Origin of the sequence: Arthrobacter sp. MSA 4-2 (assembly GCF_016405885.1) — a bacterium.
Lineage (GTDB): Bacteria > Actinomycetota > Actinomycetes > Actinomycetales > Micrococcaceae > Arthrobacter_D.
In genome coordinates, this window is the sequence record NZ_JAEKGC010000001.1 from 168,816 (window position 1) to 193,157 (window position 24,342).

Consider the following 24,342-nt stretch of genomic DNA (forward strand, 5'->3'; position numbering starts at 1 on the left):
CGACCGGGAAATGTCTTGTCTTCAGGGCTCCGACGGGTAGTCACACGGCAGTCTCGGGGGTACGTTCAGGCCAAGACGCGCTCTGGTGCAGCGGTTGCTTCGCCGGGGGCGCATCCTCCCAACCAGTCCCGGGATCAGCATGAGCGAACGGAATGGAAGTCGCAAGCCGCGTCGGCATTGGAGCGTGCGCCGGATGCTGTGGTCGGTCTGGCCTGCCATGCCGGCGTCGTTGGGTGAGGTGCCGAAGCGTCTCACGCCGGCCGCCACGCAGATTCTCCGGCTCACTGTGGCAGCAGTGGTCGCCTACGTCGTCGCCGACACTCTCTTTCCCGGCATCCTGGACCTGACGGCACCGCTCACGGCGCTGCTGGTGGTTCAGGCCTCGACGGTCGGCACGCTGCTGATGGGAATGGTCCGGGTCGGGGCGGTGCTCACCGGCGTTTTCATCGCCATCGCTGTCACAGCGATGATCGGACTGTCCTGGTGGAGCCTGGGCCTCGTGATCGCCGCCTCACTGACCGCCGCCATGGTGCTGCGGCTGGGGGACCAGACGCTCGAGGCGCCCATCAGCGGGATGCTGATCCTTGCGGTCTCGACACCCGGCATTGCGGCGGAGGTGCGCGTGGCGAACACCCTGATCGGCACGGTGGTGGGGATCGCATTCAGCCTCGTGGTTCCGGTCGCGATCCCGAATTCGCGTGCCAGCGATGCGGTGCGACGTGTCACCCGATCGCAGGCGGCGCTGATGGACGAAGTCGCACGGGCACTTGGTGATCGACCGCCGCATCCAGAGGAGGTGAAGGAATGGTACGAGTGGTCGGACGACATCGCTAAGGAGCTCCGCACCGCGTCGGCCGAGGTGGAAACGGTGAGGGAGAGCCGCCGGTTCAACCCGCGCGCGCTGGCAATGGCAGTTGTGTACCCGGGGCTGCGCGCTGCCCTGGACCGCTTGGAAAAGTGCCTCGCGGCCGAACGGGCTTTGCTCGTCGTCATCGGTAAGGCGGCGCCGGCGGAGCGGAGTGGATTGCCGGACCCGACCGAGAGGGAGCTTCGTCGGGCGTTTGCGTTCGTGCTTGACGATCTGGCGAACGGGCTGCGCGCCTTCGGTGACCTCGTCGAAGCCGAGTATGGCAGCGGCATGGGTGACCGCGCCGACGAGGCGCTTGAACATATGCTCGAAAGTGTCCGCGAGACCCGAGCCGTACTCACCGAGCTTATGCTCCTTGACGTTGATCCGCGGGAACAGAAGGAGTTGTGGATGCTCCAGGGCTCCGTGCTGGCCGCCATCGACCATGCGGTCTCGCAGCTCGACCTGGAGCACACCGAGCGCAGCACCAAGCCATGGCTTCAACGGATTGAAATCCCGAACCCCGGCATCGGCTGGCTGCCCAAGGTCGCACGGCGATCACCGCGAAGGGGTTCGAGCCGGGCTTCCCGGAGTGGGGGCTGAGTCTCAAGGGCTTGGCGTCATCGGCAGGCGGCGGACTCGGGTCGGTGAAGGATGCCGGCGTGGATCGTGCCGGGGTTGCCTACCCCCGCCCTTTCCGCAGCGAATACCAGGAGCCGGCGGCCACCAGCGCGAGGCCCGCAGCGGTGACGCCGAAGACGCCCGCCACCCCGGCCGCCGCCGCGACAAGGCCGACACCGGCCGGAATCGCCGACTGGCCCAGCCGGTTCGCGCTCAGGCGCAGGGCCAGCCAGGTGCCCTGCGTGCCGGGAGGCGCCTCAAGGGAAATCACGGTCATGGTCAGCGGCTGCCCGATGCCCAGCGCCACCCCCGCCACCACCAGGACGGCGGCCAGCACCACCAGGTTCAGCGGCGCGGCGAGTGCGCCCACGGCAAGCGCTGACACCGCCGTGGAGAGGGCGATCAGTTCGGCCCGGCCGATCCGGGCCACGAGCGGCCCGAGGTAGAGCCGCGAGGCCATCGTCGCCCCGGCCCGCACGCTGAGCAGGATGCCGACGACGCCGGCCGGGATGCCGCGCTCCACCCCCAGCGCCGGAAGATACACCGCAATCAGGTCGATGGCGCCCAGGACCATGGCACTGACGACCATCGCCCCGAACAGCTTCCCCCGGGACTGACGTGTAGTCCGGGTGAACGCACTGCCCAGGCTGCCCCGGGACGCCATCGGCCTCGCCGGTGCCCTGCCCTTTCGCCGGGGGCGGCGCACCAGGGGGAAGGTGAGCACCAGCAGGACGACGGCGGAGGCGGTGTAGGCCATGAACAGCGCCCGCGTGTCGGGCAGCACCCGGCCGCCTCCGAACACCGTGATCAACAGTGGACCCACGGCCTGCCCCGCCGATCCGGCGAAGGTGTAGAGGCCGAACGCCGCATCGAGCCGGCCTGGCTCTCCCTCGGCGATCCGGCTCTGCTGGCCCACCACGCACATGAGGTGCCCGAGCCCGAGCACCACGTTCCACACCAGCAGCAGCTCAAGGGACGACGACGCGAACACCAGCCCGGCCCCGGCCCCGGCCATGAGCACTGCGCCGCCGAGCAGCACCGCGCGTTGGTGCCCGGCGTCGGTGGCCCGGCCCACCAGGACGGCGATGAACAACGGCAGGAGCGCGAAGCTCGCCGCGATCAGTCCGAGCAGCGCCGGTTCGACACCGAGCTCAAGGGCGCGGTAGGCGGCGGCGGGACGCACGATATAGGCGGCCAGCTGCAGGAACAGGGCATGGAGGAGCAGCACCCACGGCCACTGGCGCACTACCGGCCCCGCGCTGGTGGCCGGGGAGACCGGGCGTTCAGCGCCCGGTCCACAGGTAGAACTTCTCCGGCCGCCCGGCGGTGCCGTAGCGCGGAACGATGCGCACCTGGCCCTTCGTGACAAGGAATTCGAGGTAGCGGCGGGCGCTGACCCGGGCCATCCCGAGGCGCTCGGCGACCTCCGAGGCCGACGCCCCGTCCGGCCGGGTCCGCAGGTCGGCGACGACGGCGTCGAGGGTGGGCGCCGACAGTCCCTTGGGCGTCGGGCCCTGCGCCGCACGCACCGCCCCGGCGGGGGCCCCGGGGCCCGTGGGCCGCAGGAGCTGGTCGATGCGGTGCTGATCCAGCGCCGCCGCGCCCACGGAGGCGTGGGTTGCCACGGCGCGGTGGTATTCCACGTAGGCGTCGAGCCGCTGGTTGAGAACCTGGGAGTTGAACGGCTTCACGAGATAGTGGAGCACTCCGCCGGCCACCGCGGCCCGCACCGTCTCCAGTTCGCGGGCTGCGGTGATGGCGATGATGTCGACGGGATCCCCCGGCAGGTTCCGGGCGGCGCGCAGCACCTCGATCCCGGACATGTCCGGCAGGTGGATATCGAGCAGGACGAGCTGGGGCTTCAACAGGTCCACGAGCTCGAGCGCGCGGGCGCCGGTGTGCGCCACGCCGACGACGTCGAAGCCGCCGTGGGCCAGCAGGAACCCGGTGTGGACCCCGGCGACCTCGTGGTCGTCGTCGACCACCACGGTGCGGATCGGGCTCATGACGCCTGCAGGGGTCGGCCGGCGGGCTGGCGGGCGAGGAAGACGGTGAACTCGGCGCCGCCCAGCAGCGACTCCTCCACGACGACCTGCCCGTGCCGGCGTTCAGCGATACGCGTCACCAGGGCCAGGCCGAAGCCGCGGGTGCCCGCGCTCCCGCCGTCCTTCGTCGAGAAGCCGGAGGAGAAGATCCGGCCGAGCACCTCGTCGGGAACGCCGGGGCCGTCGTCGGCCACGGTGATGCGGATGATCTCCGGGCCGGATTCAAGGTCGACGCTGATCGTGCCGTCGGCGCCGACGGCCTCCATCGCATTGTCGATGAGGTTCCCGAGGATGGTGACGGCGTCGGTGGTGCCGTCGGGCTCGAGGGTGGAGGTCTCCGTCACTGCGAGGGCGATGTCCTTCTCGGCGCAGATGGTGCTCTTGGCCATCAGCAGGCTCGCGGCGTCGGGATCGGTGATGCCCGGGGCGATGCTGCCCGAGATCAGGGCGCCGCCGTGGCCGGAGCGGGAGATGAAGTCGACCGCCTGCTCGGTGCGGCCCAGTTCGAGCAGGCCAGACACCGTATGCATGCGGTTGGCGAACTCATGGGCCTGCGCGCGCAGGGCGGCGGTGACGTCCCGGGCGCCGTCGAGGTCCGTCAGGAGCTGGTGGAGCTCGGTGCGGTCGCGCAGGATCATTACGTTGCCCACCCGCTTGGAGTCGACGACGGCGTCGGTGGTCCGAGCCAGCAGGACCCGCTCGCCCACGAGGACTGTCTCGTCGGCGTCGCCGGGGGAGGTGAGGAGCCGGGCCAGGGCTGGATCGAGCACCGCGGAGGCGTGCCGGCCGGTGGCGGCGTCGTCGAGGTCGAGCAGCCGCTTGGCCTCGTCGTTCATCAGGGCGATCCGGCCGGTTTCGTCAACGGCCACCATTCCCTCGCTGATGCCGTGAAGCATGGCATCGCGGGTCTCGAGCAGGGACGCGATTTCCTCGGGTTCGAGCTTGTAGATGCGGCGCCAGACCAGACGGGAAATGTAGATGGATCCGGCCGACCCGACCAGCGCCGCGGCGACCAGCCAGATCAGCAGGCGGGGGAGGTCCTCGAAGAGGTCCTCCCGGAGCTCGGACTCAAGGGTGCCCACCGACGCCGTACCGATGATGGCGCCCTCCGGAGAGTGGATCGGGACCTTCACCCGCCAGGACTCACCGAGGGTTCCGGTCTGCGTGCCGACGTAGATCTGGCCGGAGAGCGGAATCGAGGGGTCGGTGGAGACGACCTTGCCGATCAGCTCCGGGTTGGGGTGGGAATACCGCACCCCGCGCTCGTCGGTCACCACCACATAGGTCACCCCGGTGGACTGGGCGATCAGGTCGGCGATCGGCTGGATGGTGGCGCTGGGGTCCGGGTCGTCGAACGCCTCGATGATCGAGGGCAACTGCGCCACCGACTGCGCCACCCCCACCATGCGGTCCTCATACTGGTCGCGGATCTGCTGCATCTGGCTCGCGACGGCGGTGGACCCGGCCACCAGGACGACGGCCAGCACGATGAACAACTGCAGCAGGAACAGCTGGAATCGCAGCGACATCGTCCGGACCATGCGCCCATTGTGGCACGGAAGGCAGGCGGCAGCGGCGCGGAATTCCGCGTATCGCAGGGACCACAAAGACCAATACGAGCGTTACGACCGTATTCTTCCGCCGCCTCCAATGCGTTCCTACGCTGAAACGAGCGTGGTGACCCACATCACATCTCAAGGAAGAGACGCCCCCCATGAAAATCAACCCATCCGGCTCGCGCCGAACCACCCTGACAGCACTCGCCCTGGCCTTCGCGCTTGCCCTTTCCGCCTGCGGCTCGATGACCGAGAGCACCACCGGGGGCGGCGGCGGTGACGCCATTGAGAAGCTGAACATCGTGGTCCCGGCCGACCCGGGCGGCGGCTGGGACCAGACCGGCCGCGCCATGCAGAAGGACCTGCAGGACAACGACCTCGTCGAGACCGCCTCCGTGGTCAACGTCGGCGGCGCCGGTGGCACCAACGGGCTGGCCCAACTCGCCACCGAGACGGACCCGAACACCCTGATGGTCATGGGCTACGTGATGGTCGGGGCGGTGGAGACGAACAACGCGGCGAACCGGATCGAGGACACGACGCCGATCGCCCGCATGACGGACGAGCCGCTCGTCGTCGTCGTCCCGGCCGACTCGCCCTACCAGACCATGCAGGACCTCCTCGATGACATCGAGGCCAAGGGCCAGGGCGTCTCCATCACCGGCGGCTCCGCCGGCGGCGCCGACCACATCCTCGCCGGAATGGTCCTCAAGGAGGCCGGTATCGCCCCCGACAAGCTGAACTACATCCCGTACTCCGGGGGCGGGGAATCCCTCGCCGCGCTGCTGGGCAACAAGGTCAACGCCGGCATCTCCGGCGTCGGCGAATACGCCGAGCAGGTCGAGGCCGGCAAGCTGCGCGCCCTCGCCGTCTCCGGCGAAGAGGCCGCCCCGCAGCTTCCCGAGGTCCAGACCCTCGCCGACCAGGGCATCGACGTGGTGCTCACCAACTGGCGCGGCGTCGTCGCACCGGGGTCAATCGACGAGGCGCAGGCCGACAAGCTCACCGAACTCGTCACCGACCTCCACGAGACCGAAGCCTGGAAGACAACCCTCAAGGAGAACAACTGGTCCGATGCGTTCCTGACGGGCGAGGAATTCGACACCTTCCTCACCGAGGACATCGCCACGGTGAAGACCACCCTGACCGAGATCGGCCTGCTGTAACCATGAGCACCTCGATTTCCAGCCCCGCCGGGAGCGGCACCACCGCCGCTCCCGGCCGGCCGATCGGAGAGCTCATCTTCGCGCTCATGGTGATCAGCATCGGCGTGGTGGGTTTCGTTGCCGGGGCGTCCATCCAGACCCCGCCCTCCGCCAGCGACATCGGCCCCAAGGCCTTCCCCTACCTGGTTTCGGGCATGCTCGTCCTCGTCGGGACGGGCCTTGTCATCCAGCTGCTGCGCGGCGGAACCGGGGTGCCGGAGGAGGGGGAGGACGTCGACCCGAACATCGCCACCGACTGGGCAACCGTCGGGAAGCTCGCCGGCTTCGTGCTGCTCCACTCCTTCCTGATCGTGCCCCTGGGCTGGCCCATTGCGGCCGCGGTGCTGTTCTTCGGTGCCGCGTGGTCCCTCGGTGCCCGGCCCTGGTTCCGCAACCTGATCACCGCCATCGTCCTGGCGCTCGTCCTGCAGTTCGTCTTCGCCGGGCTGCTCGGTGTCTCCCTGCCCGCGGGCTTCCTCGAAGGGTTCGGTGTCTTCGGTGGATAACTTCATGAGCCTGCTCGAAGGCTTCGCCGTCGCGGCGCAGCCGATGTACCTGCTGTTCGCACTGGGCGGGGTGCTCGTGGGCACCGCCGTCGGGGTGCTTCCCGGCATCGGGCCCGCCATGACCGTGGCGCTGCTGATGCCGCTGACCTACAGCCTCGAGCCGACGGCGGCCATCATCGTCTTCGCAGGCATCTACTACGGCGGAATGTACGGCGGCTCGACCACCTCCATCCTCCTCAACACCCCCGGGGAGTCGTCCTCGATCGTCACGGCCCTCGAGGGCAACAAGATGGCCAAGGCCGGCCGCGGCGCCGCTGCACTGGCCACCGCGGCGGTCGGCTCGTTCATCGCCGGCACCATCGCCACCGTCCTGCTGAGCTTCGTCGCCCCCTATGTGGCGGCATTCGCCGTGCAGATCGGCCCGGTCGAGTACGTCGCCCTCATGGTCGTCGCCTTCCTGACCGTCGGGGCCCTGCTGGGGTCCTCGGTGCTGCGCGGCCTCGCGTCCCTGGCCCTTGGCCTGTTCATCGCCACCATGGGCTTCGATTCGCTCACAGCCCAGCAGCGGTACACCTTCGGCAGCCCATTCCTTGCGGACGGGATCGACGTCGTCCTCGTCGCCGTCGCGCTGTTCGCCGTCGGCGAGGCACTCTACGTCGCCTCCCGGCTGCGCCACGGGCCCATCAAGGTCATCCCGGTGACCGGCGGCTGGACCAAGTGGATGCGCAAGGAGGACTGGAGGCGCTCGTGGCGGCCCTGGCTCCGCGGCACCTTCATCGGCTTCCCCGTCGGCACCATCCCGGCCGGCGGCGCCGACGTCGCCACCTTCCTCTCCTACGCCTCCGAGCGCAAGCTCGCCAAGGGCGCCCGGAAGAAGCAGTTCGGCAAGGGCGCCATCGAGGGCGTCGCCGGACCGGAGGCGGCGAACAACGCAGCCGCCGCCGGCGTGCTGGTGCCGCTGCTCACCCTCGGCATCCCCACCACCGCCACCGCCGCGATGCTCCTGGTGGCGTTCCAGCGTTACCAGATCCCGGTCGGGCCGCAGCTCTTCGAGAACGACAGCGCGCTGGTGTGGGCCCTGATCGCCAGCCTCTATGTCGGCAACCTGATGCTGCTGGTGCTGAACCTTCCCCTGGTGGGCATCTGGGTCAAGATCCTCCAGATCCCGCGGCCCTACCTCTACGCCGGCATCCTGGTGTTCGCCGCCCTGGGTGCGTTCTCGGTGAACTTCACACCCATCGACGTGATCATCCTCCTGATCCTTGGCATCCTCGGGTTCTTCATGCGGCGCTTCGGCTACCCGGTTGCACCCATGGTGGTCGGCCTGATCCTCGGCCCGATCTTCGAGAACCAGCTGCGGCGCTCCCTGGCGATCTCCCAGGGCGATCCGGTGGCGCTGGTCTCCTCGCCGATCGCCGCAGTCATCTACGTGGTGCTGATCATCATCTTCGTCCTGTCCTTCTGGATGAGGAAGCGCCAGAGCGCGCTGGAGGCGGAGACCGCCGCCGACCTCGAGGACGACGTCGACGACGGCACGGGTACTCCCCGCGCGTCGGCTGCCCAGGGCGGTCCGGACGCCGACGGGACCTCCGGTACTGCCTCCGCGGCGCCCGGTGATCCTGTTGAACCCGCTGATCCGGGTGCGGCGGCCGGCGTCTCCGGCGCCGAGAGCACTCCCGGGCCGGACATCGTGTCCGGTGGGGCCCACTCCGGAGCCTCAAGCACCAAGAACCGAAAGGAAAGCCCATGAGCACCATCGTTGTCGGCTACGTGCCCAATGCCCTCGGAGACGCGGCGGTGGACGAGGCGATCCGCGAGGCGCGGCGACGGGAGGCCGGGCTGGTGGTGGTGAACACCACACGCGCCGACCGGCTCGTTGACCCCGGCTACGCCGATGACACGGACGTATCCCGGCTTGAGGGAAAACTGGCGGCCTCGAACGTGGACTACGAGATCCGGCACGGCACCTCCGACGCCACGGCGGCCGAGGAGGTCCTCGAGGCCGCCGAAAGCCTGAACGCCGAACTCCTGGTGATTGGGCTGCGGCACCGCACGCCGGTTGGCAAGCTCATCATGGGCTCCACCGCGCAGACGATCCTGCTTTCGGCCCGGTGCAACGTGCTGGCGGTGAAGCTGCCCTAGGCCCTGCCCCTTGGCGCCGTTCCGGCAGGGCGGGAGGCGCCGAGGGGACCGGCCGGGCCCAGATCGACCCGCACCGTTGTGCCGCCACCCGGAGTGTCGGTGATCGAAATGCTCCCGCCATGGGCCGAGGCGATACGGGCGCAGGTCGCAAGGCCGATCCCGGTGCCCGGCGGATCGCCCTCTCGGGACAGCCGCACCAGCGGCTCGACGACCCGGGTGCGGTCCTCGGCGGCAATGCCCTTGCCGTTGTCGACGACCGTGAGGACCTGGGTGTCACCGGTCTCGGCGAGCACCGCAATGCGAGGGGCGGTACCGGGGCGGGAGTACTTGATCGCGTTGGCGATGAGGTTCTGCAGCAGGGCGCGGAGCAGCGTCGGGTCGGCGACCAGTTCGGCGTCGGCGGCGGTGATGCCGGCCCCGGAGCCCTGCACCAGCGGCAGGATGTCCTGCCGGACGGCGGAGACGGCGGCGGCCAGCGGAACCCGCTCCCGCGTGATGCTGCCACCGATGCGGGAGAAGTCGAGCACCTCCTGGACCGTCTCGAGCATCCGGCCGGCGCTTCCCCGGATGATCCGGAGGTAGCCTGCAGCGGGCCCCGACACCGAATCGTCCTGCTCGCCGAGTTCCGCGTAGCCAAGGATGGCCGTGAGTGGGTTCTTGAGGTCGTGGCTGACCCGGGCCGCGAACCCGGCGAGGTCCTCGTTGCTGCGCCGGACGGTGGCCAGAGCATCGGCGAGCTGCCGGGTCCTCAGCTGCAGTTCGAGCACCTCGATGACCTGCGCTGCGAGAATTTCGAGGCCCTCCCGGCGCTCCGGATCAAGGTCCCGGCGAGCGGTGGTGAAGACGCAGAGTGAGCCGAGGGCCGCGCCTGCCGGGGAAACCAGTGGTACCGAGGCGTAGGAGCGGATGCTGGACTTCACCCCGTTGACGAAGGGATTGTTGACGAAGCGGTGGTCCCGGGCGGCGTCGGGCACCACTGTGATCTCACCTGACTGGAACACCTTGGAGCACATCGAGTCCTCCCGGGAGCACACCTCCGGCTCGACGCCGTGCGCGGCGATCGTGTGCTGCTCGTCGGCGGTGATGATGTTGATGGCGCCCGAGGCCATTCCGGTGATCTGCACCGCGAGCCGGACCAGGTTCATCAGTTCCGGTGGAGGAGAGACCTTGTCGGAGGTCGTTCCCCGTGCGTTGGAGGGGAGCCCGTAATCGCGCAGCACGGCCTGGCGGGAAAGCTCCTCCAGGTGGGGATGATCGACAAGCGCATCCTGCATTGCTCCCCCTGGGGTGAATCGAGACCGGGTCAGGAATACCCCAAGTTACCGCATCGGGCCGATCCCGGCGCTGTCGGCGCGGAGAGGTGCCGGGTGCGTTCGATAGTCGCAGGGCCTACCGGGAGTAGGCGTCGTACCCCTCGACCTCGAGTGTGCGGCGGAGTTTCGTCAGACCGCTCTGGATGCGGGACTTCGCCGTCGGGACCTTGAGGTTGAGGGCCTCGGCAACCTCGACATAGGTCAGGCCGCCGTAGTAGGCGAGCCGGATGGCCTCGGCCTGGTGGTCGGTCAGGGAGGAGAGGCACCTGCGGACCGTCTCGGCCATCAGGGAGCGGTGGACCGTCTCGTCGATTGAATCGTGCTTGAGTGCACCCATTTCCTGGGCGTGGCGCGCACCGCGTTCGGAGGAACTCTGCTCACTGCGGACCCGGTCCACCGCCCGCCGGTGGGCGAGGGTAAGGATCCAGGTCTGGGGCGAGCCCAGGGAGGGATCGTACTTTCCGGCCGACGTCCAGACGAGCAGGTAGACCTCCTGAACGATCTCGGCCGCCATCGCCGGGTTCTTGATCACATTGAGCGCCACCCGGTACACCCGGCGGACCGTCTGCTCATAGAGCGACTCAAACGCCGGCTCGCTGCCGCCGGCCACCTCCTCGAGGAGCCGCAGCAGGGTGGCGGTCGTTGAGCCGTTGTCGGTCATGGCTGCCGGGTCCCTGCGTCCGCGCATGCGCTCGCAAACGGATGTGCACCCGTCGCTCGCGTGTTGCCCGGCATGGAAACCTGCTCTGTTCGTGGACCTGACCTTCACAGACTGGTGGAGGTCCCGCGTGCGGCCTGCCCACAGGCAACCCGCTCATCCACTCCCCAGCGAAGGATTCGAGTATGCCATTTATCTAGACAATCTAGCAATACACCTGCTTACTTTTCCGCTCGGTTCGTTCCAGGTGCGGGAACAAGCGGGTCCAGCGGCTCGTCTGCACGGGGGATACCCGTCCCCGCGCCTTGCTGTACGCTGTGCTGAAAACCGCGGATGCGGCGAGGCCAATGGGGGAGAACATGGGAAAAATCGGCGCGCGCGTGAGCGCCCTCTTGACTGCCGGAGTACTGCTCTCGGGCTGTGGCGTGCTCGGCCCCGGCCCGGAGGCGGAGGGTTCCCCGGCGCGGCCCGTCGCCTCGCCGGAACCCACCCCACCCGTCTCTGCGGCCGCAGAGCCGACGGTCCGTGCGTCGACGGCTCCGGCCGAGCCACCCGCCGCACCGGAAGTGCTGCCGCCGGCGGAACTCGAGGCACGCGTGGCCGGGCTCCTGGACGCCCAGGGCCAACCTTTCACCCTGATGCCCCGGGACCAGCTTGCATCGGGGACGGATGCCGCCAAGTTCATCTTCGACAATGCCGTGATCGACCCTGCGGAGTGCGGGGAAACGGCGAAGAAGAACCTGGGGCAGATCCCCAGCGACATACCGTCAGCGTCCGGAGTCAGCGCCCCGGATTCCTCCGGCTCGGTGACCGTTGTCGCTATAGCATCGGTCGACGATCCCGCAATTCTCGCTCACGGGCTGAGCCTTAACACCAGCCAGTGCGCCCAGTTCACCATCAAGGTCGAGGGCCAGGGGGTTGGGGTCACGATGGAGGAACTGCCCATCGATCCGGTGGGCGGCGAGACCGTGTCCTACCTGCTCACACAGGACCTGCCGACGGGCCACACAATGTACATCATGGCGGTCACGGCAATCGACGGCACTTCTACCGCGTCGGCCCAGAAGGTCGGATTCACTGAGCCCGACCTGGTCACCCAGGATGAGCTGGGTCGGCTCGCCGGAGAACTGCTCACCGGCAAACCCGTCTCCGGCTAGCTCAGCCCACGTCGGCGTACCGCTTCGCGCGCCCGAGCGCATCCCGCATCCCGTCCACTCCCGCCGCACTCAGTCCGGCGGCCGGCGCCCGGCCGCGAGCTGGTCGGTGAGTTCGGCGAGCTGGGCGCGCACCGCGGCGAGTTCCTGCCGCACGGCGTCGGCGGAGTCGTCGGCTGATCCGGTCGAGACGCTCTCCACCAGCCAGGAGGCCACGGTGGCGGTGACGACGCCCAGGACCGCGATGCCGAGCACCATGAGGCCGGAGGCCACCAGCCGGCCGGGCACCGTGACGGGGAAGTGATCCCCATAGCCCACGGAGGTCACGGTCGTCAGGGACCACCAGAGGGCATCGCCGATGGTGAGGATATTGCCCTCCTGGGTCTCCTGCTCCACATCGAGCACCGCTAGGGCGCCGGCATAGGAAAGGATCGCGGAGGAGGCGAGGACATAGAGCGCCAGCCGGCCCCGGAGCGCGTCCCCGCCGGCCCGGTTCAGCACCCGCAGCAGGGTCAGCAACCGCAGCAGGCGCAGCGGCCGCAGCATGGGCAGGACCAGGATGAGAAGTTCGTGGAGGTTCCGGAGCAGCCAGCGCCACCGCCGCTCCGCCAGCGCGAGGTTCATCAGGAAGTCCAGGAGGAAGACCGCCCAGATGGCCCAGTTCACGGCGGCCAGCAGGGAGGACTCGGCCTGACTCAGCGGAACGATCACCTGGACCGAATAGATCAGGAGGAAGAGGACCGCGGCCCCGGCCAGGGGCCACTCGGTGCGCGCCCGCCACATCTCAGAAGTCATAGCTGAATACTAGGGCGGCCCCTCCACTACCCGTACCTGTGGCGATCCGGGCACCGCTTTGTAGAATGCTCAGACGTCCATCTCCCCGCCGCGCACCCCGTGGTCCGACGAAGGGTCAACCGTGCCGCATCCCCACCTCCCTCCGGTCGTTGTCATGGGGGTGCAGGGCTCCGGTAAGACCACCGTCGGAACCCTGCTGGCCGCCCGCCTCGGGACCGAATTCGTCGACGGCGACGACCTGCATTCCGAGCACAACCGGAAACTCATGGCGGCAGGCACGCCCCTCACCGACGCCGAACGCCTGCCCTGGCTGCGGGCCGTGGGGGAGCGGCTCGCACAGGGCGGGGATTCCGGCATCGTCGTGGCCTGCTCTGCGCTGAAGCGCTCCTACCGCGACCTGCTGCGCAGCTTCGCGCCGACCGTGGTGATGGTCCACCCGCACGGGCCGATGGAGGTGGTGGCCGAACGGGTGGCGAACCGCCGGCATCAGTTCATGCCGCCCTCGCTGCTGGTGTCCCAGTACGAGGTACTGCAGACCCTGCAGGAGGACGAGCGCGGTGTCACCGTCGACCTGAGCCTGCCCCTTGAGCAGATCGTGGACCAGGCCGCCGACTATGTGAGGGGCCTATCCCCCGAGGGGGAGACTCCCGAGGAGTGACCGGAAAGAAGGGAATAAGGGGCGGGCCCGGGACGCTACCCGGAGATGAAGAAAATAGGTTTCCTGTCCTTCGGGCACTACCAGGATGTCCAAGGTTCCCTCGTGCCCACGGCACGGGATGCCCTGCAGCAGATGGTGGAGCTTGCGGTCGCCGCCGAGGAGGTCGGCGTCGACGGCGCGTTCCTGCGGGTCCACCACTTCGCCCCCCAGTTCGCCTCACCCTTCCCGCTGCTGGCAGCGATGGCGGCCCGCACCAGCCGCATCGAGCTGGGAACGGGCATCATCGACATGCGTTATGAAAACCCCCTGTACATGGCGGAGGAAGCGGCCGTCACCGACCTGATCAGCAACGGTCGGCTGCAGCTCGGGGTTAGCCGGGGATCACCCGAACCGGCCCTGCGCGGCTATGAGAAGTTCGGCTACGTGCCGGCCGAGGGGCTCTCCGACGCCGACGACGCGCGCAGGAAGACGGCGATCTTCCGGGCCGCGATCGCCGGGGCGGGAATCGCCGACGCCGACCCCCGGATGACCGGGTCGGCAGGGCAGCTGGCCATCGACCCCCAGGCCCCGGGGCTCAGCGGACGCATCTGGTGGGGATCAGGCACCCGCGCCACCGCCAAGTGGGCGGGGGAGCAGGGCATGAACCTCATGAGCTCCACCCTGCTGACCGAGGACACCGGGGTTCCCTTCGACCAGCTCCAGGCCGAACAGATCGAGATCTTCCGGACAGCGTGGGCCTCGGCCGGACACGCGGGAAACCCGCGCGTGTCGGTGAGCCGCAGCGTGTTCCCCCTGGTCACTGACGAGGACCGCTACTACTTCGGGGTGAGGGCGCAGCTCGAGGCCACCGACCAGGTCGGCAACCTCGGCGGCGTCCAGGCCCGCTTCGGCAAGAGCTACATTGGGGAACCGGACGCCATCGCGGCGCGGCTCGCCGCCGATGCGGCGGTGCAGGCGGCGGACACCGTCCTGCTGACCATCCCGAACCAGCTCGGCGTCGAGTACAACGCGACGCTCCTTGAGAGCATAGTCCGGCACGTCGCGCCCGCAGCGGGCTGGCGCTAAGCCGGGGGCAGGCCTGGGCTTGGGGACAGGGAGCGGCGGGCGGCCAGTAGGGGGGCCGCCCGCCGCTGACCTTGTCCGGGCACTAGCGCAGGGTGCCGAGGATTGAGCGCTGGATGACGACGGCGGCGGCGCCCCGGGCCCATTCGCCGAAGTCGGTCGGCTGGCGCTTCAGCCGGATCGGCGTCGCTTCCGGGTCCCGGTGGTACGCAATCGCCGCGTCAATCTTTTCCGGGGCAACCCCGGCGAGTTCCATCCCCTCACCGGAGAGCACGACGAGGTCAACCATGGTCAGGTTCCCGACGGCGGCGATCAGCGTTCCCAGGACGGTGCCCGCGGCGCCCATCACCGCCCGTGCAACGGGATGGCCGGCGCGGGCCAGGTCGAGGATGTCCTCGTACCGGTACTGCTGGCCCGTGGCGGCGGCGACCTGGGCGCAGATCGCCGGAATGGTGAGGACGGCCGAGGAACACCCGCGGTGGCCCTCAAAGCACAGGGGGCCCGATGGGTCGAGCGGGTAGTGGCCGAGGAGGCCGAGGCCGGCATCCGGCGGCGCGATGACGGTGTCGTGGAGCACCAGCCCGTACCCCACGCCGGCGCCGACGGTGAGGACGGCGAAGTCGGTTTCCCCGCGTCCGCCACCGAACCAGTGTTCGGCCATGGTGAGGGCGACGACGTCGTTCTCAACTGCGACCGGAACCGCGACCTCGGCCTCGATCAACTGCGCCAGGGGCACATCGCGCCAGCCGAGGAACGGTGCGCGGACCACGACGCCGTCGGCGCTGATCTTCCCGCCGATGCTGACGCCGACGCCGCTGAACTGGGAGGCACCGCCGAGGTCCTCGATGACCGCCAGGATGGTCGCGACCACGTCGGCGACGTCGTGGCTGGGCAGGAGCCGCTCGGCGGTAGCTAGCGCATCTGAACGCAGGTTCGTCGCAACGCCCGCCGCGCTCATGCCGCTGAGCTTGATGCCGACGAACCGGTGCGCCTCCGGAACAATTTCCAGCGGGCGTGTCGGACGGCCCACCCCGCCGGGGAGCAGCTCCTCGCACTCGCGCACCACTCCGGCGTCGAGCAGGGGTTTGCTGAGCCGCGTCAGGCTCGCACCCGAGAGGCCGAGGCGGGCCGCCAGGTCGGCCCTCGAGATCGGGCCGTGGATCAGCACCTCGCGCGCGATGCTGCGGATGGGACTGTCGGGGGAGAGAGCGAGGACTTTTTCCATGGCCGCCTCCAAGAGCTCCTAATTATTTTCACAGTAACTGTAACACCGCGTAGGAAGTCCGCCAGGGGGCCAGAAATTCCCTTCCCGAGGGCCTTTGACACCCTAGTTTATTCCAAGGTAAAAATAACCCCATGTTCAAACAGCCCCGGTCCTCCCGAGCGAAGCTTTTCGCCACCGCGGCGGCGACAGCGCTGATGCTGTCCGCCTGCGCACCCTCCGACACCGACGTCGTGACCCTCGATTTCTTCCAGTTCAAACCGGAAGCCGTCGGCAGTTTCGACAAGATCATCAGCGAATTTGAAGCCCAGAATCCCGGCATCAACGTGGTCCAGAACCACGTGCCCAATGCCGACACCGCCATCCGCACGCTCCTGGTGAAGAACAAGACCCCGGACGTCCTGACCCTCAACACGAACGGCAACTACGGCAGACTCGCCGAGGCGGGAGTCTTCGCCGACCTCAGCGACCATCCTGCCGTTGACACCGTCCTTCCGGCGGTGAAGGACATCGTCCAGGAACTGGGCACCCGCACCCCCTCGGAGATCAACGCGCTGCCGTTCTCCAGCAACGCCAGCGGCATCCTGTACAACAAGGACATCTTCGCCAAGTACGACGTGGACCCTCCCCGCACCTGGGATGAGCTGATCGAAGCGGCTGAGACCTTCAAGGCCAACGGTGTGACCCCGTTTTACACAACGCTCAAGGACGCCTGGACCGTTGGGCCGGCCTTCGTGAACCTCGGTGGGGCCCTCCAGCCCGAGGGCTTCTTTGCGGACCTGTTGTCCAAGGAGGGCGATGCGTCGTTCTCCAAGGACTACCCGGAAGCGGCGGAGAAACTGAAAACGCTGTTCTCCTACGGCCAGCCCGATGCGCCAAGCAAGGACTACAACGCGGGCAATGCGGCCTTCGGCGCCGGCGAGGCAGCGATGTACCTCCAGGGCAGCTACGCGATCCCAGCCATCCGGGCCGCCAACCCTGACGCCAACATCGGCTCGTTCCCCTACCCCGCCAGCAACGACCCCGCCGAGACCGTCGTCGTCTCCGGCGTTGACGTCGGGATCTCCATCGGACGCGACACCGAGCACCCCGAGGAGGCACGCAAGTTCACTGAGTTCCTCCTCTCGCAGGAGGTCGTCGAGGCGTACGCGAAGGAGCAGAGCGCCTTCTCGCCCCTGAAGGCGAGCCCGCCCAGCGAGGATCCAGCGCTCGAGGGGCTCGCCCCCTACTTCACCGAGGGACGCCTGATCGGCTTCATCGACCACCAGATCCCCTCGAGCCTGCCGCTGGCGCCGCTGCTCCAGGAGTTCGTCCTCGGAGGAAGCACCGAGGACCTCCTCGCATCACTGGACAACGAGTGGAACAAGATCGCCGCCCGCACCATCAGCAATGAGAAGGACAAGCCATGAGCACGCTGACCAGGCCGAACGTCGGCCGCAAGACCCCCCGGGTCTTCTACTTCATGGTCCTTCCCGCGCTGGTGATCTTCGCGGTGTTCCACACGGTGCCGCTGCTGAGTGGAATCTACTTCAGCTTCACCAACTACGCCGGCTACGGTGAGTGGTCCTTCGTCGGGCTGAGCAACTACATCAACCTCTTCCGCGACGACCGTATCCTCAACGCCTACGGGTTCACGTTCCTGTTCGCGATCGTCTCGACCGTTGCGGTCAACGTCATCTCCCTGGCCGTGGCCATCGCCCTCAACGGGCGGATCAAGTTCAAGACGGGCTTCCGCGGGATCTTCTTCATCCCGAACATCCTGTCGATCCTCATCGTCGGGTACGTCTTCAACTACCTGTTCTCCAACTCGGTCCCGGCGATCGCCCAAGCACTGGGGATCAACGCCCTGACCACGAGCATCCTCGCCGACGCCGACACCGCCTGGATCGGCGTGGTGATCCTCTCCGTCTGGCAGGCGGCCGCCTTCAACATCATCATCTACCTGGCCGGGCTGCAGACCATCGGCGGTGAGCTGTACGAGGCGGCCTCGCTCGACGGAGCCTCCTCTTGGCGGCAGTTCCGGTCCATCACCTTCCCCCTCATCGGGGCGTTCTTCACCATCAACATGGTTCTGTCCCTGAAGAACTTCCTGCAGGTGTTCGACCAGATCGTCTCCCTGACCGCCGGCGGACCGGGCACGTCGACCGAATCGATCTCCCTGCTCATCTACCGGGGCGGGTTCGAGGGCGGCGAATACGGCTACCAGACCGCCAATGCCGTGATCTACCTCATCGTCATCATCGCCATCTCATTCGTCCAGCTGCGCATCCTGCAGCGCAGGGAGGCTTCCTTCTAATGACAGCTACAGCCGAATCGGCAGCTCCACGTACCTCTGCCCCGTCCGGGCCAGCCCCCAAGGCCCTGCGGCGCGACCGCACGAAGATCAACTGGTGGCTCACCGCACTCGTCGCGGCCTGTTCCCTGACGGTGCTCATCCCCCTGTACCTCGCCGTCGTCACTGCACTGAAGACACCGGACCAGCTCGGCGGCACCGGATTCGAACTGCCCATCGGTGCCCGCTGGGAAAACTTCGCCGAGGCGTGGACCACGGTAAAGTTCCCGCGGGCACTCCTGAACACTGCCCTGGTGACGGTCGGGGCGGTGCTGCTGACGCTCCTGACGAACTCGATGGTCGCCTACGCCATCGCCCGGAACCTTCACCGCAGGTTCTTCAAGGGCCTCTACCTCTACTTCATCGCCGCCCTCTTCGTACCGTTCCCGATCATCCTGCTCTCGGTGGTCAAGGAAACCGCGATCCTCGGCCTCGACAACCAGCTCGGCCTGATCCTGCTGTACACGGTGTACGGGCTCTCGTTCAACATCTTCGTCTACGTGGCGTACATCCGCTCGATCCCGCTCGAGCTGGAGGAGGCCGCCCTGACCGACGGCGCCAGCACCTGGACCATCTTCTGGCGCATCATCTTCCCGCTGCTTGGGCCGATGAACGCCACCGTGGGCATCCTCACCTGCCTGTGGGCGTGGAACGACTTCCTGCTCCCACTGGTGATCCTCTCGGACCCGGCCGCCCAAACCCTCCCGCTGGCCCAGTTCATTTTCCAGGGCCAGTTCAACACCAACTATCCGGTGGCCTTCGCCTCCTACCTGCTGGCCCTGGCCCCCCTGCTGCTCGTCTACCTGTTCGCCCAGCGCTGGGTTGTCTCCGGCGTCATGCGCGGCTCGACCAAATAGACTCTCACCAGACACCGAAAGGAAACCCCGCCGTGGCTACAAGCACCGCCGAAATTTCCGCACAGACCGGCTCCATGTCGGACCCCAACTGGTGGCGCCAGGCCGCCGTCTACCAGATCTACCCCCGCAGCTTCGCCGACTCCAACGGCGACGGTCTGGGCGACATTCGGGGCATCACCTCGCGGGTTCCTTACCTGTTGTCCCTGGGCGTGGACGCCGTCTGGCTCAGCCCGTTCTACCCCTCGGCCCTGGCCGACGGCGGCTACGACGTCGACGACTACCGAAACGTCGACCCGAAGCTTGGAACCCTTGAGGACTTCGATGAACTGGTCGACGCCCTGCACGGTGCCGGGATCAAGCTCATTGCCGACATCGTGCCCAACCACACCTCCAACCGGCATGAGTGGTTCCGTGAGGCCCTGGCCTCGCCCAAGGGATCACCGGCCCGGGAGCGCTACATCTTCCGCGACGGCAAGGGCCCGGACGGCTCGGAGCCGCCCTCGGACTGGGAGTCCGTCTTCGGCGGCAGCGCCTGGGACCGCACCGAGGACGGCCAGTGGTACCTGCACCTCTTCGCCCCGGAGCAGCCGGACCTCAACTGGGACAACCGGGAGGTGCGCGATGACTTCCTGAAGACGCTGCGCTTCTGGTCCGACCGCGGTGTCGACGGCTTCCGGGTCGACGTGGCGCACGCGCTGACCAAAAACCTCACCGACCCGCTTCCCTCGAAGGCCGAGCTGGGCGCCGAGGACGAAAACCTCAACGGCGAGCACCCCTTCTGGGACCGCGACGAGGTCCACGACATCTACTCCGAATGGCGGCAGGTGTTCAACGAGTACGACCCGCCGCGTACTGCCGTCGCCGAGGCCTGGGTCCACGCGACCCGGCGGGCCCGCTACGCCAGCCCCGACGGGCTCGGCCAGGCGTTCAACTTCGACCTGCTGCGCGCCGACTGGAATCCCGGCCAATTCCGCAGCATCATCACCACCAACCTCACCGAGGCCGAGAACTCCGGCGCCTCCTCGACCTGGGTCTTCTCCAACCACGACGTGGTCCGCCACGCCACGCGCTACGGCCTGCCCCCGGCCGGCGACGGCAAGCCGACCGGCATCGACTGGCTGCTCAGCGGTGGAACCACCCCCGAGCTGGACGCCGAACGCGGCCTCCGGCGCGCCCGCGCTGCGTCCCTGCTGATGCTCGCGCTGCCCGGCTCGGCCTACCTGTACCAGGGTGAGGAGCTTGGCCTGCACGAGGTGGCCGACATCGCCGACGAGGCGCGCCAGGACCCGACGTTCTTCCGCAACCCGGGCGTCGAAGTCGGCCGCGACGGGTGCCGGGTGCCGCTGCCATGGACCGCCGAAGGGCCCTCCTTCGGCTTCGGCGGACAGACGGCCCACCTGCCCCAGCCGGACTGGTTCTCCGACTCCGCCGTCGAGGTGCAGGAGGAGGGTGAGGATTCCACCCTGAACCTCTACCGCAGTGCCCTGGCGCTGCGGCGGGAACTCCAGACCACCGAGCAGCTCGACTGGGTTCCCTCGGCACCGGAGGTCCTTCACTTCACCCGCTCCGGCGGCTGGCACTCGGTGACCAACTTCGGCACGGACCCGGTTGACCTGCCGGCGGGCAGGGTCGTCGTGAGCAGCGCACCCCTCGCTGACGGGAAGCTTCCCGCCGACACCACCGCGTGGGTTGTCGCGGAGGCCTAAACTCTCCACGGCGGGAACACCGCGCGATGGCGCATTCGACGCTGCACCATTCGACGCTGCACCATTCGACGACGGCGGGCGGTCACCTACTGGTGGCCGCCCGCTGGTGTCCGGGCAGGAGCGTCTCCAGATGACTGATGATCGCCCTCACCCCCACTTCGAACCCGAGGTCGGAGCGCCGTCCCTCAAGGGAGGCCTGTGCGAAGGCTTCGTGCAGGGCGGGCTGCGCAGCGGGATCGGCCACCCACGCCGACTCCGGGGACGCCCAGTCGAGGGCGGACCCCAGCATGAAGCTGTCGAGCGCCGTGACGGCGACGACCACGTCATTGGGCCCGAAGCCCGCCCCGGCAAACAGGGCGGCGAGCTGTTCGTAGATGTCGAGGGTGGCCTTGTCCGTCACTGCCTCACCGACCAGCAGCGGGATGGCCTTGGCGTGCTGGCCCAGCGCGCTGCGGTAGCTGCGCGCCCACGCCGCGGCCCGGTCCTGCCAGGCCGGGCGTGCAGTGAGGAAATCACCCGACGCCAGCGCGTCCGATCCAATGACTGAACGGATCCCGTTGATGATCTCCGGACGTCCCTGGACGTGGTGGTAGATGGAGGAGGGGCTGACGTTCAGCCGCTGCGCCAGGCCGGGCAGGGTGAAGTCCCCAAACTCGTCAACCAGCTCAAGGGCTGCCCGGTAGATCTTCTCGGGCGACAGGATCGCCTGGCGTGGACGCCCCATGGTCCCTCCCGTCCTGGGGTGCGCTGCCGCACCTCCGCCGTCGTCCGTGCCGGCGGAAGGCCCGCCGGCAGTCCTAGAACACGATTACGCTCCGGGCCCGCTCGCCCCGGCGCATCGCCTCGAAGGCCTCATTGACCTCGTCAAGCGTAATCCGATGCGAGATGAGCCGATCAACGGGCAGGCGCCCCGCGAGGAACAGCTGCGCGAGGCGGGGGAAATCCCGGCCAGGCACCGTGGAGCCATAGTTGGATCCGATCAGGGACTTTCCGCCCTCGGCAAGCGACAGCGCGTCGATGGAGATGGGGGAGTCCTCGGGAGGAAGGCCAACGATCACGGCCTTGCCCCCGGCCGCGATCAGCGACGGAAGGGACTCAATGGTCGAGACCCGTCCGATCGCCTCGAAGGCGTACGCGGCCCCGCCGCCGGTCAGCCGGCGGATCTCCTCAGCGAGCCCGTCCGAGGGCGTAAGGGTATGGGTGGCGCCGAAGGCCTTCGCCGCCACGAGCTTTTCCTCGCTCAGGTCCACGGCGATGATTGGATTCGCGCCGACGAGCTGCAGCGCCATGATGATCGAGAGGCCGACCCCTCCGGTCCCCACCACGACGGCCGAGGTTCCGGCCTCGACCCCGGCGTCGTTCACAACAGCACCGAAGCCGGTCGCGACCGAGCAGCCGATAAGGCTCGCAACGTCGAAGGGCACCTCGCGCGGGATGCGGATGGCGCCTGCCTCGGGGACCACTGCGTACTCGCTCATCGAACCCACGCTCAGGTACGGAAACGCCCTCTCGCCGTCGAGTGAGAGCGGGGTGCTGCCGTCGGGCAGCAGGCATTCCTCCGACCGGCTGCCCGTGCACACATAGGATCTCCCCGAAACGCAGGCGGTGCACCGCCTGCAGGGGTAGAACCAGGAGAGGATGACGGAGTCGCCGACCTCGACGTCGGTGACGCCCTCGCCGACCGCCTCGACGGTGCCGGCCCCTTCGTGTCCCATCACGGTGGGGGAGGGCAGCGTCCAGTCGCCGTCGAGCACGTGGCGGTCCGACCCGCAGACGCCTGAGGCTCCCATGCGCACCAGGACGGTCCCCGGAGCGGGGTCGGCCACCTCGACGCTGGTCAGGTGGAGGTCCCGCGAACCGGCCCGGTGCACGGCGGCGCGTGATAGGCGGCTCATGCGCGCTCCTCGACCTTCGCCGCGGCCGGCGCGTAGCCGCCGATGCCCCGGCGGACATAGAGAACGCGGGCAAGCACGTAGTAGACGACAGCCCCCACGATGGCCGAGGGCAGGGACGCGGTGATGTAGCTGAAGACCGGCAGCGTCGTCAGGGTGACCGGATTGTAGATCACCAGGTAGAAGAAGGCTCCTGCGGCGACGGCCCCAAGCCCGGCCCAGTTGATTCCGCCGGAGAAGTGGTAGGCGCTGTCGCTGCGGTGCCGATAGAGCTCCTCGAGTTCGACCCGCTGGCGGCGCAGCACGAAATAGTCGGCGATGATCGCCCCGCACATCGGTGCCAGGAAGGCCCCGCTGAGGGTCACGAAGACCATGAACCGCTCATACATGAAGCCCGGGAAGAAGGCGAGGATGGCCGGCAGGACGAAGAACGCGGCGCACAGCCACGCCCACCGGACGCGTGAGAGCAGGTTGCCGCTGGCCTGGCGGATGGCAAGCACCGTCGAGTAGACAATGGAGGAGGTGCTGGTGATGTTGGCGAAGGCGATGAACAGCAGGATGAAGGCGCCGAGCAGGGGGCCGCCGAAGGGAAGCATCCAGACCGTCGGGTCGGAATCGCCGAGGGTCAGGGCCGCAGCCATGCCGACGATCTGCGCGATCAGGGTGGCGCCGAGGAGCCCGCCGTAGGAGGGCCACAGGGCCGCCCGCGGGGTCCTGGTCAGGCGGGCGAGGGAGCCCATCACCGGGTACCAGGACACTCCGACGCCGGCGTTGAACTCCACGGCGAGGGCGAAGTTAAGGCGGTCGTCCTCGAACGGCGCCAGCGGCGCCGCCGTGAGGAGCGCATCCCACGAGGTGTTGAGGACGAGGAAGATCATCAGGAACACCGTGACGACGATCAGCCCCGGGGCGATGAACTTGTTGAACCGGCCGATGGTGACCGGCCCGCGGGAGAGGATCCACCAGGAGATGGCGATGGCCACAAGCGCGAAGAACGTCACCATGAGGCTCTCCGGGCCGAAGTCGGTGTTGAAGGTTGAGTTCGACACCTGGGTGACGGCCCGGCCCACCATGATCGCGAGCAGCGACGACCAGCCCATCTCGGTGATCAGGATGACGGTGAAGACAAGGATGCCCACCCCGACCAGCCCGAACACCGGCCGGAGGATGGTGTACTGCTCGACGCCGTAGCGCTGGCTCGCCACGACGCTCGCGAGGATCATGAAGCCAAGGCCGATCGCATTGCCGATGACCATGGCGGCGATGCCCTGCTGGAAGCCGACAAGCAGGGCCGTTGAGCCGCCGACGAGGAACGCCCAGGTGGCGATGGCAAGGCTGATATTGACGCCCGTGAAGTCGGATCCGTTCCAGATCCGTTCCCGAAGGAGCAGGGGAAGCGAACCCAGGGATCCGCCGTTTTTACCGTCCGTTACAGGCGTGCCGCGCTCGCCGTGTGCGGTGCTCACAGGGCCAGCACCAGGAAGCCAAGCAGGGTGATGCCGAGGGTCACGGCCGTGAACAGGCCGAGGTCCCGCCCCGAGAGGGCATTCCGCGAAGGATCGCCCTGTTCGCGGGCCGAGATTTCGGCGAGCCGCCGGCGAAGCTCGGCCGCCGTCGTGGTGTCAGCTGAATCCATTGGTCCGGGTCTCCAATAATCGAATGTCATTCGGTTTTCGACCAATAGTTGTGCCTATCATGAAGGCTGTCAATGGATTTCGTTCGATTTTTCAGGTGTTACGCCGGGGCCGGCGGACCCCTGGGCAGGAGGAGC

Annotated in this window: 23 protein-coding genes; 12 read left to right on the forward strand and 11 right to left on the reverse strand. The window is 68.1% G+C overall.

All coding sequences use genetic code 11. The features are described 5' to 3' along the window. Nucleotides 1–193: 193 nt before the first annotated feature. A complete protein-coding gene (locus I6N91_RS00680) occupies nt 194–1,450 on the forward strand; it encodes an aromatic acid exporter family protein (RefSeq protein WP_198810002.1) in 1,257 nt (418 codons plus the stop codon). Between the two features lie 79 nt (nt 1,451–1,529). On the opposite strand, the gene I6N91_RS00685 is transcribed toward I6N91_RS00680, so the two are convergent. From I6N91_RS00685 to I6N91_RS00695, 3 genes are read right to left on the reverse strand one after another with little or no spacing between them, the layout of a single operon-like run. Next, the gene (locus I6N91_RS00685) at nt 1,530–2,714 is read right to left on the reverse strand and encodes an MFS transporter (RefSeq protein WP_198810003.1); all 1,185 of its coding nucleotides are present in this window, start codon (nt 2,712–2,714) and stop codon (nt 1,530–1,532) included. Between the two features lie 37 nt (nt 2,715–2,751). Beyond that, nucleotides 2,752–3,474, reverse strand: a complete 723-nt coding sequence (locus I6N91_RS00690) for a response regulator (RefSeq protein WP_198810004.1) — start codon at nt 3,472–3,474, stop codon at nt 2,752–2,754. Further along, on the reverse strand, nt 3,471–5,054 hold the full coding sequence (locus I6N91_RS00695; protein ID WP_198810005.1) for a sensor histidine kinase: 1,584 nt from the start codon (nt 5,052–5,054) through the stop codon (nt 3,471–3,473). Before I6N91_RS00695 ends, I6N91_RS00690 begins: the two co-directional genes overlap by 4 nt. Before the next feature lie 173 nt (nt 5,055–5,227). Between I6N91_RS00695 and I6N91_RS00700 the strand changes: the two genes are divergently transcribed. Genes I6N91_RS00700 through I6N91_RS00715 form a run of 4 tightly spaced genes read left to right on the forward strand, consistent with a single transcriptional unit; the run spans nt 5,228 to nt 8,922 of the window. Further along, nucleotides 5,228–6,235 carry a tripartite tricarboxylate transporter substrate binding protein gene (locus I6N91_RS00700; protein ID WP_198810006.1) on the forward strand — a complete coding sequence of 336 codons (1,008 nt, stop codon included), beginning with the start codon at nt 5,228–5,230 and terminating at the stop codon, nt 6,233–6,235. Nucleotides 6,236–6,237: 2 nt separating this feature from the next. Beyond that, nucleotides 6,238–6,780, forward strand: a complete 543-nt coding sequence (locus I6N91_RS00705; protein ID WP_198810007.1) for a tripartite tricarboxylate transporter TctB family protein — start codon at nt 6,238–6,240, stop codon at nt 6,778–6,780. Then, the gene (locus tag I6N91_RS00710; RefSeq protein ID WP_198810182.1) at nt 6,773–8,530 is read left to right on the forward strand and encodes a tripartite tricarboxylate transporter permease; all 1,758 of its coding nucleotides are present in this window, start codon (nt 6,773–6,775) and stop codon (nt 8,528–8,530) included. The genes I6N91_RS00705 and I6N91_RS00710 overlap by 8 nt, the downstream gene beginning before the upstream one ends. After that, a complete protein-coding gene (locus tag I6N91_RS00715) occupies nt 8,527–8,922 on the forward strand; it encodes a universal stress protein (protein WP_198810008.1) in 396 nt (131 codons plus the stop codon). The genes I6N91_RS00710 and I6N91_RS00715 overlap by 4 nt, the downstream gene beginning before the upstream one ends. Here I6N91_RS00715 and I6N91_RS00720 read toward each other — a convergent pair. Further along, nucleotides 8,919–10,196 carry a GAF domain-containing sensor histidine kinase gene (locus I6N91_RS00720; RefSeq protein ID WP_198810009.1) on the reverse strand — a complete coding sequence of 426 codons (1,278 nt, stop codon included), beginning with the start codon at nt 10,194–10,196 and terminating at the stop codon, nt 8,919–8,921. The genes I6N91_RS00715 and I6N91_RS00720 overlap by 4 nt on opposite strands. Nucleotides 10,197–10,311: 115 nt before the next feature. Continuing rightward, complete coding sequence (locus tag I6N91_RS00725) at nt 10,312–10,896, reverse strand: sigma-70 family RNA polymerase sigma factor (RefSeq protein WP_233091289.1); 585 nt, start codon at nt 10,894–10,896, stop codon at nt 10,312–10,314. A gap of 377 nt (nt 10,897–11,273) precedes the next feature. On the opposite strand from I6N91_RS00725, the gene I6N91_RS00730 reads away from it, so the two are divergent. Further along, entirely contained in the window at nt 11,274–12,050 is a 777-nt protein-coding gene (locus tag I6N91_RS00730; RefSeq protein ID WP_198810011.1) for a hypothetical protein, read from the forward strand. Nucleotides 12,051–12,119: 69 nt separating this feature from the next. On the opposite strand, the gene I6N91_RS00735 is transcribed toward I6N91_RS00730, so the two are convergent. Next, the gene (locus I6N91_RS00735; RefSeq protein ID WP_198810012.1) at nt 12,120–12,842 is read right to left on the reverse strand and encodes a potassium channel family protein; all 723 of its coding nucleotides are present in this window, start codon (nt 12,840–12,842) and stop codon (nt 12,120–12,122) included. A 121-nt stretch (nt 12,843–12,963) separates the two neighbouring features. Between I6N91_RS00735 and I6N91_RS00740 the strand changes: the two genes are divergently transcribed. Further along, on the forward strand, nt 12,964–13,500 hold the full coding sequence (locus tag I6N91_RS00740; protein WP_307843179.1) for a gluconokinase: 537 nt from the start codon (nt 12,964–12,966) through the stop codon (nt 13,498–13,500). Nucleotides 13,501–13,545: 45 nt separating this feature from the next. Beyond that, a complete protein-coding gene (locus I6N91_RS00745; protein WP_198810013.1) occupies nt 13,546–14,565 on the forward strand; it encodes an LLM class flavin-dependent oxidoreductase in 1,020 nt (339 codons plus the stop codon). Between the two features lie 82 nt (nt 14,566–14,647). On the opposite strand, the gene I6N91_RS00750 is transcribed toward I6N91_RS00745, so the two are convergent. Beyond that, nucleotides 14,648–15,787, reverse strand: coding sequence for an ROK family transcriptional regulator (locus I6N91_RS00750; RefSeq protein WP_198810014.1), 1,140 nt, complete (start codon nt 15,785–15,787; stop codon nt 14,648–14,650). A gap of 131 nt (nt 15,788–15,918) precedes the next feature. On the opposite strand from I6N91_RS00750, the gene I6N91_RS00755 reads away from it, so the two are divergent. From I6N91_RS00755 to I6N91_RS00770, 4 genes are all read left to right on the forward strand, one after another. Beyond that, complete coding sequence (locus I6N91_RS00755) at nt 15,919–17,193, forward strand: ABC transporter substrate-binding protein (RefSeq protein ID WP_198810015.1); 1,275 nt, start codon at nt 15,919–15,921, stop codon at nt 17,191–17,193. Next, complete coding sequence (locus I6N91_RS00760) at nt 17,190–18,080, forward strand: carbohydrate ABC transporter permease (RefSeq protein ID WP_233091290.1); 891 nt, start codon at nt 17,190–17,192, stop codon at nt 18,078–18,080. Before I6N91_RS00755 ends, I6N91_RS00760 begins: the two co-directional genes overlap by 4 nt. Beyond that, nucleotides 18,080–18,973 carry a carbohydrate ABC transporter permease gene (locus I6N91_RS00765; RefSeq protein WP_198810016.1) on the forward strand — a complete coding sequence of 298 codons (894 nt, stop codon included), beginning with the start codon at nt 18,080–18,082 and terminating at the stop codon, nt 18,971–18,973. The genes I6N91_RS00760 and I6N91_RS00765 overlap by 1 nt, the downstream gene beginning before the upstream one ends. Before the next feature lie 74 nt (nt 18,974–19,047). After that, complete coding sequence (locus tag I6N91_RS00770; RefSeq protein ID WP_198810185.1) at nt 19,048–20,679, forward strand: glycoside hydrolase family 13 protein; 1,632 nt, start codon at nt 19,048–19,050, stop codon at nt 20,677–20,679. Between the two features lie 82 nt (nt 20,680–20,761). On the opposite strand, the gene I6N91_RS00775 is transcribed toward I6N91_RS00770, so the two are convergent. The 4 genes from I6N91_RS00775 to I6N91_RS00790 form a co-directional block, all read right to left on the reverse strand. Further along, nucleotides 20,762–21,403, reverse strand: a complete 642-nt coding sequence (locus I6N91_RS00775) for a TetR/AcrR family transcriptional regulator (RefSeq protein ID WP_198810017.1) — start codon at nt 21,401–21,403, stop codon at nt 20,762–20,764. Between the two features lie 73 nt (nt 21,404–21,476). Beyond that, on the reverse strand, nt 21,477–22,574 hold the full coding sequence (locus tag I6N91_RS00780; RefSeq protein ID WP_198810018.1) for an alcohol dehydrogenase catalytic domain-containing protein: 1,098 nt from the start codon (nt 22,572–22,574) through the stop codon (nt 21,477–21,479). Continuing rightward, nucleotides 22,571–24,037: a cytosine permease gene (locus I6N91_RS00785; RefSeq protein ID WP_198810019.1), complete on the reverse strand. Its 1,467-nt coding sequence runs from the start codon at nt 24,035–24,037 to the stop codon at nt 22,571–22,573. The genes I6N91_RS00780 and I6N91_RS00785 overlap by 4 nt, the downstream gene beginning before the upstream one ends. Continuing rightward, nucleotides 24,034–24,207 (reverse strand): hypothetical protein, encoded by a 174-nt coding sequence (locus tag I6N91_RS00790; protein ID WP_198810020.1) that lies wholly within the window; start codon nt 24,205–24,207, stop codon nt 24,034–24,036. Before I6N91_RS00790 ends, I6N91_RS00785 begins: the two co-directional genes overlap by 4 nt. Between the last annotated feature and the right edge of the window lie 135 nt (nt 24,208–24,342).

Bases quoted from the DNA above. Each gene is read 5' to 3' on its own strand.
- I6N91_RS00680 (WP_198810002.1), top strand. From the start codon at position 194: ATGCTGTGGTCGGTCTGGCCTGCCATGCCGGCGTCGTTGGGTGAGGTG.
- I6N91_RS00690 (WP_198810004.1), bottom strand. From the start codon at position 3,474: ATGAGCCCGATCCGCACCGTGGTGGTCGACGACGACCACGAGGTCGCC.
- I6N91_RS00695 (WP_198810005.1), bottom strand. From the start codon at position 5,054: ATGGTCCGGACGATGTCGCTGCGATTCCAGCTGTTCCTGCTGCAGTTG.
- I6N91_RS00700 (WP_198810006.1), top strand. From the start codon at position 5,228: ATGAAAATCAACCCATCCGGCTCGCGCCGAACCACCCTGACAGCACTC.
- I6N91_RS00705 (WP_198810007.1), top strand. From the start codon at position 6,238: ATGAGCACCTCGATTTCCAGCCCCGCCGGGAGCGGCACCACCGCCGCT.
- I6N91_RS00715 (WP_198810008.1), top strand. From the start codon at position 8,527: ATGAGCACCATCGTTGTCGGCTACGTGCCCAATGCCCTCGGAGACGCG.
- I6N91_RS00720 (WP_198810009.1), bottom strand. From the start codon at position 10,196: ATGCAGGATGCGCTTGTCGATCATCCCCACCTGGAGGAGCTTTCCCGC.
- I6N91_RS00725 (WP_233091289.1), bottom strand. From the start codon at position 10,896: ATGACCGACAACGGCTCAACGACCGCCACCCTGCTGCGGCTCCTCGAG.
- I6N91_RS00735 (WP_198810012.1), bottom strand. From the start codon at position 12,842: ATGACTTCTGAGATGTGGCGGGCGCGCACCGAGTGGCCCCTGGCCGGG.
- I6N91_RS00745 (WP_198810013.1), top strand. From the start codon at position 13,546: ATGAAGAAAATAGGTTTCCTGTCCTTCGGGCACTACCAGGATGTCCAA.
- I6N91_RS00750 (WP_198810014.1), bottom strand. From the start codon at position 15,787: ATGGAAAAAGTCCTCGCTCTCTCCCCCGACAGTCCCATCCGCAGCATC.
- I6N91_RS00755 (WP_198810015.1), top strand. From the start codon at position 15,919: ATGTTCAAACAGCCCCGGTCCTCCCGAGCGAAGCTTTTCGCCACCGCG.
- I6N91_RS00760 (WP_233091290.1), top strand. From the start codon at position 17,190: ATGAGCACGCTGACCAGGCCGAACGTCGGCCGCAAGACCCCCCGGGTC.
- I6N91_RS00765 (WP_198810016.1), top strand. From the start codon at position 18,080: ATGACAGCTACAGCCGAATCGGCAGCTCCACGTACCTCTGCCCCGTCC.
- I6N91_RS00770 (WP_198810185.1), top strand. From the start codon at position 19,048: ATGTCGGACCCCAACTGGTGGCGCCAGGCCGCCGTCTACCAGATCTAC.
- I6N91_RS00775 (WP_198810017.1), bottom strand. From the start codon at position 21,403: ATGGGGCGTCCACGCCAGGCGATCCTGTCGCCCGAGAAGATCTACCGG.
- I6N91_RS00780 (WP_198810018.1), bottom strand. From the start codon at position 22,574: ATGAGCCGCCTATCACGCGCCGCCGTGCACCGGGCCGGTTCGCGGGAC.
- I6N91_RS00790 (WP_198810020.1), bottom strand. From the start codon at position 24,207: ATGGATTCAGCTGACACCACGACGGCGGCCGAGCTTCGCCGGCGGCTC.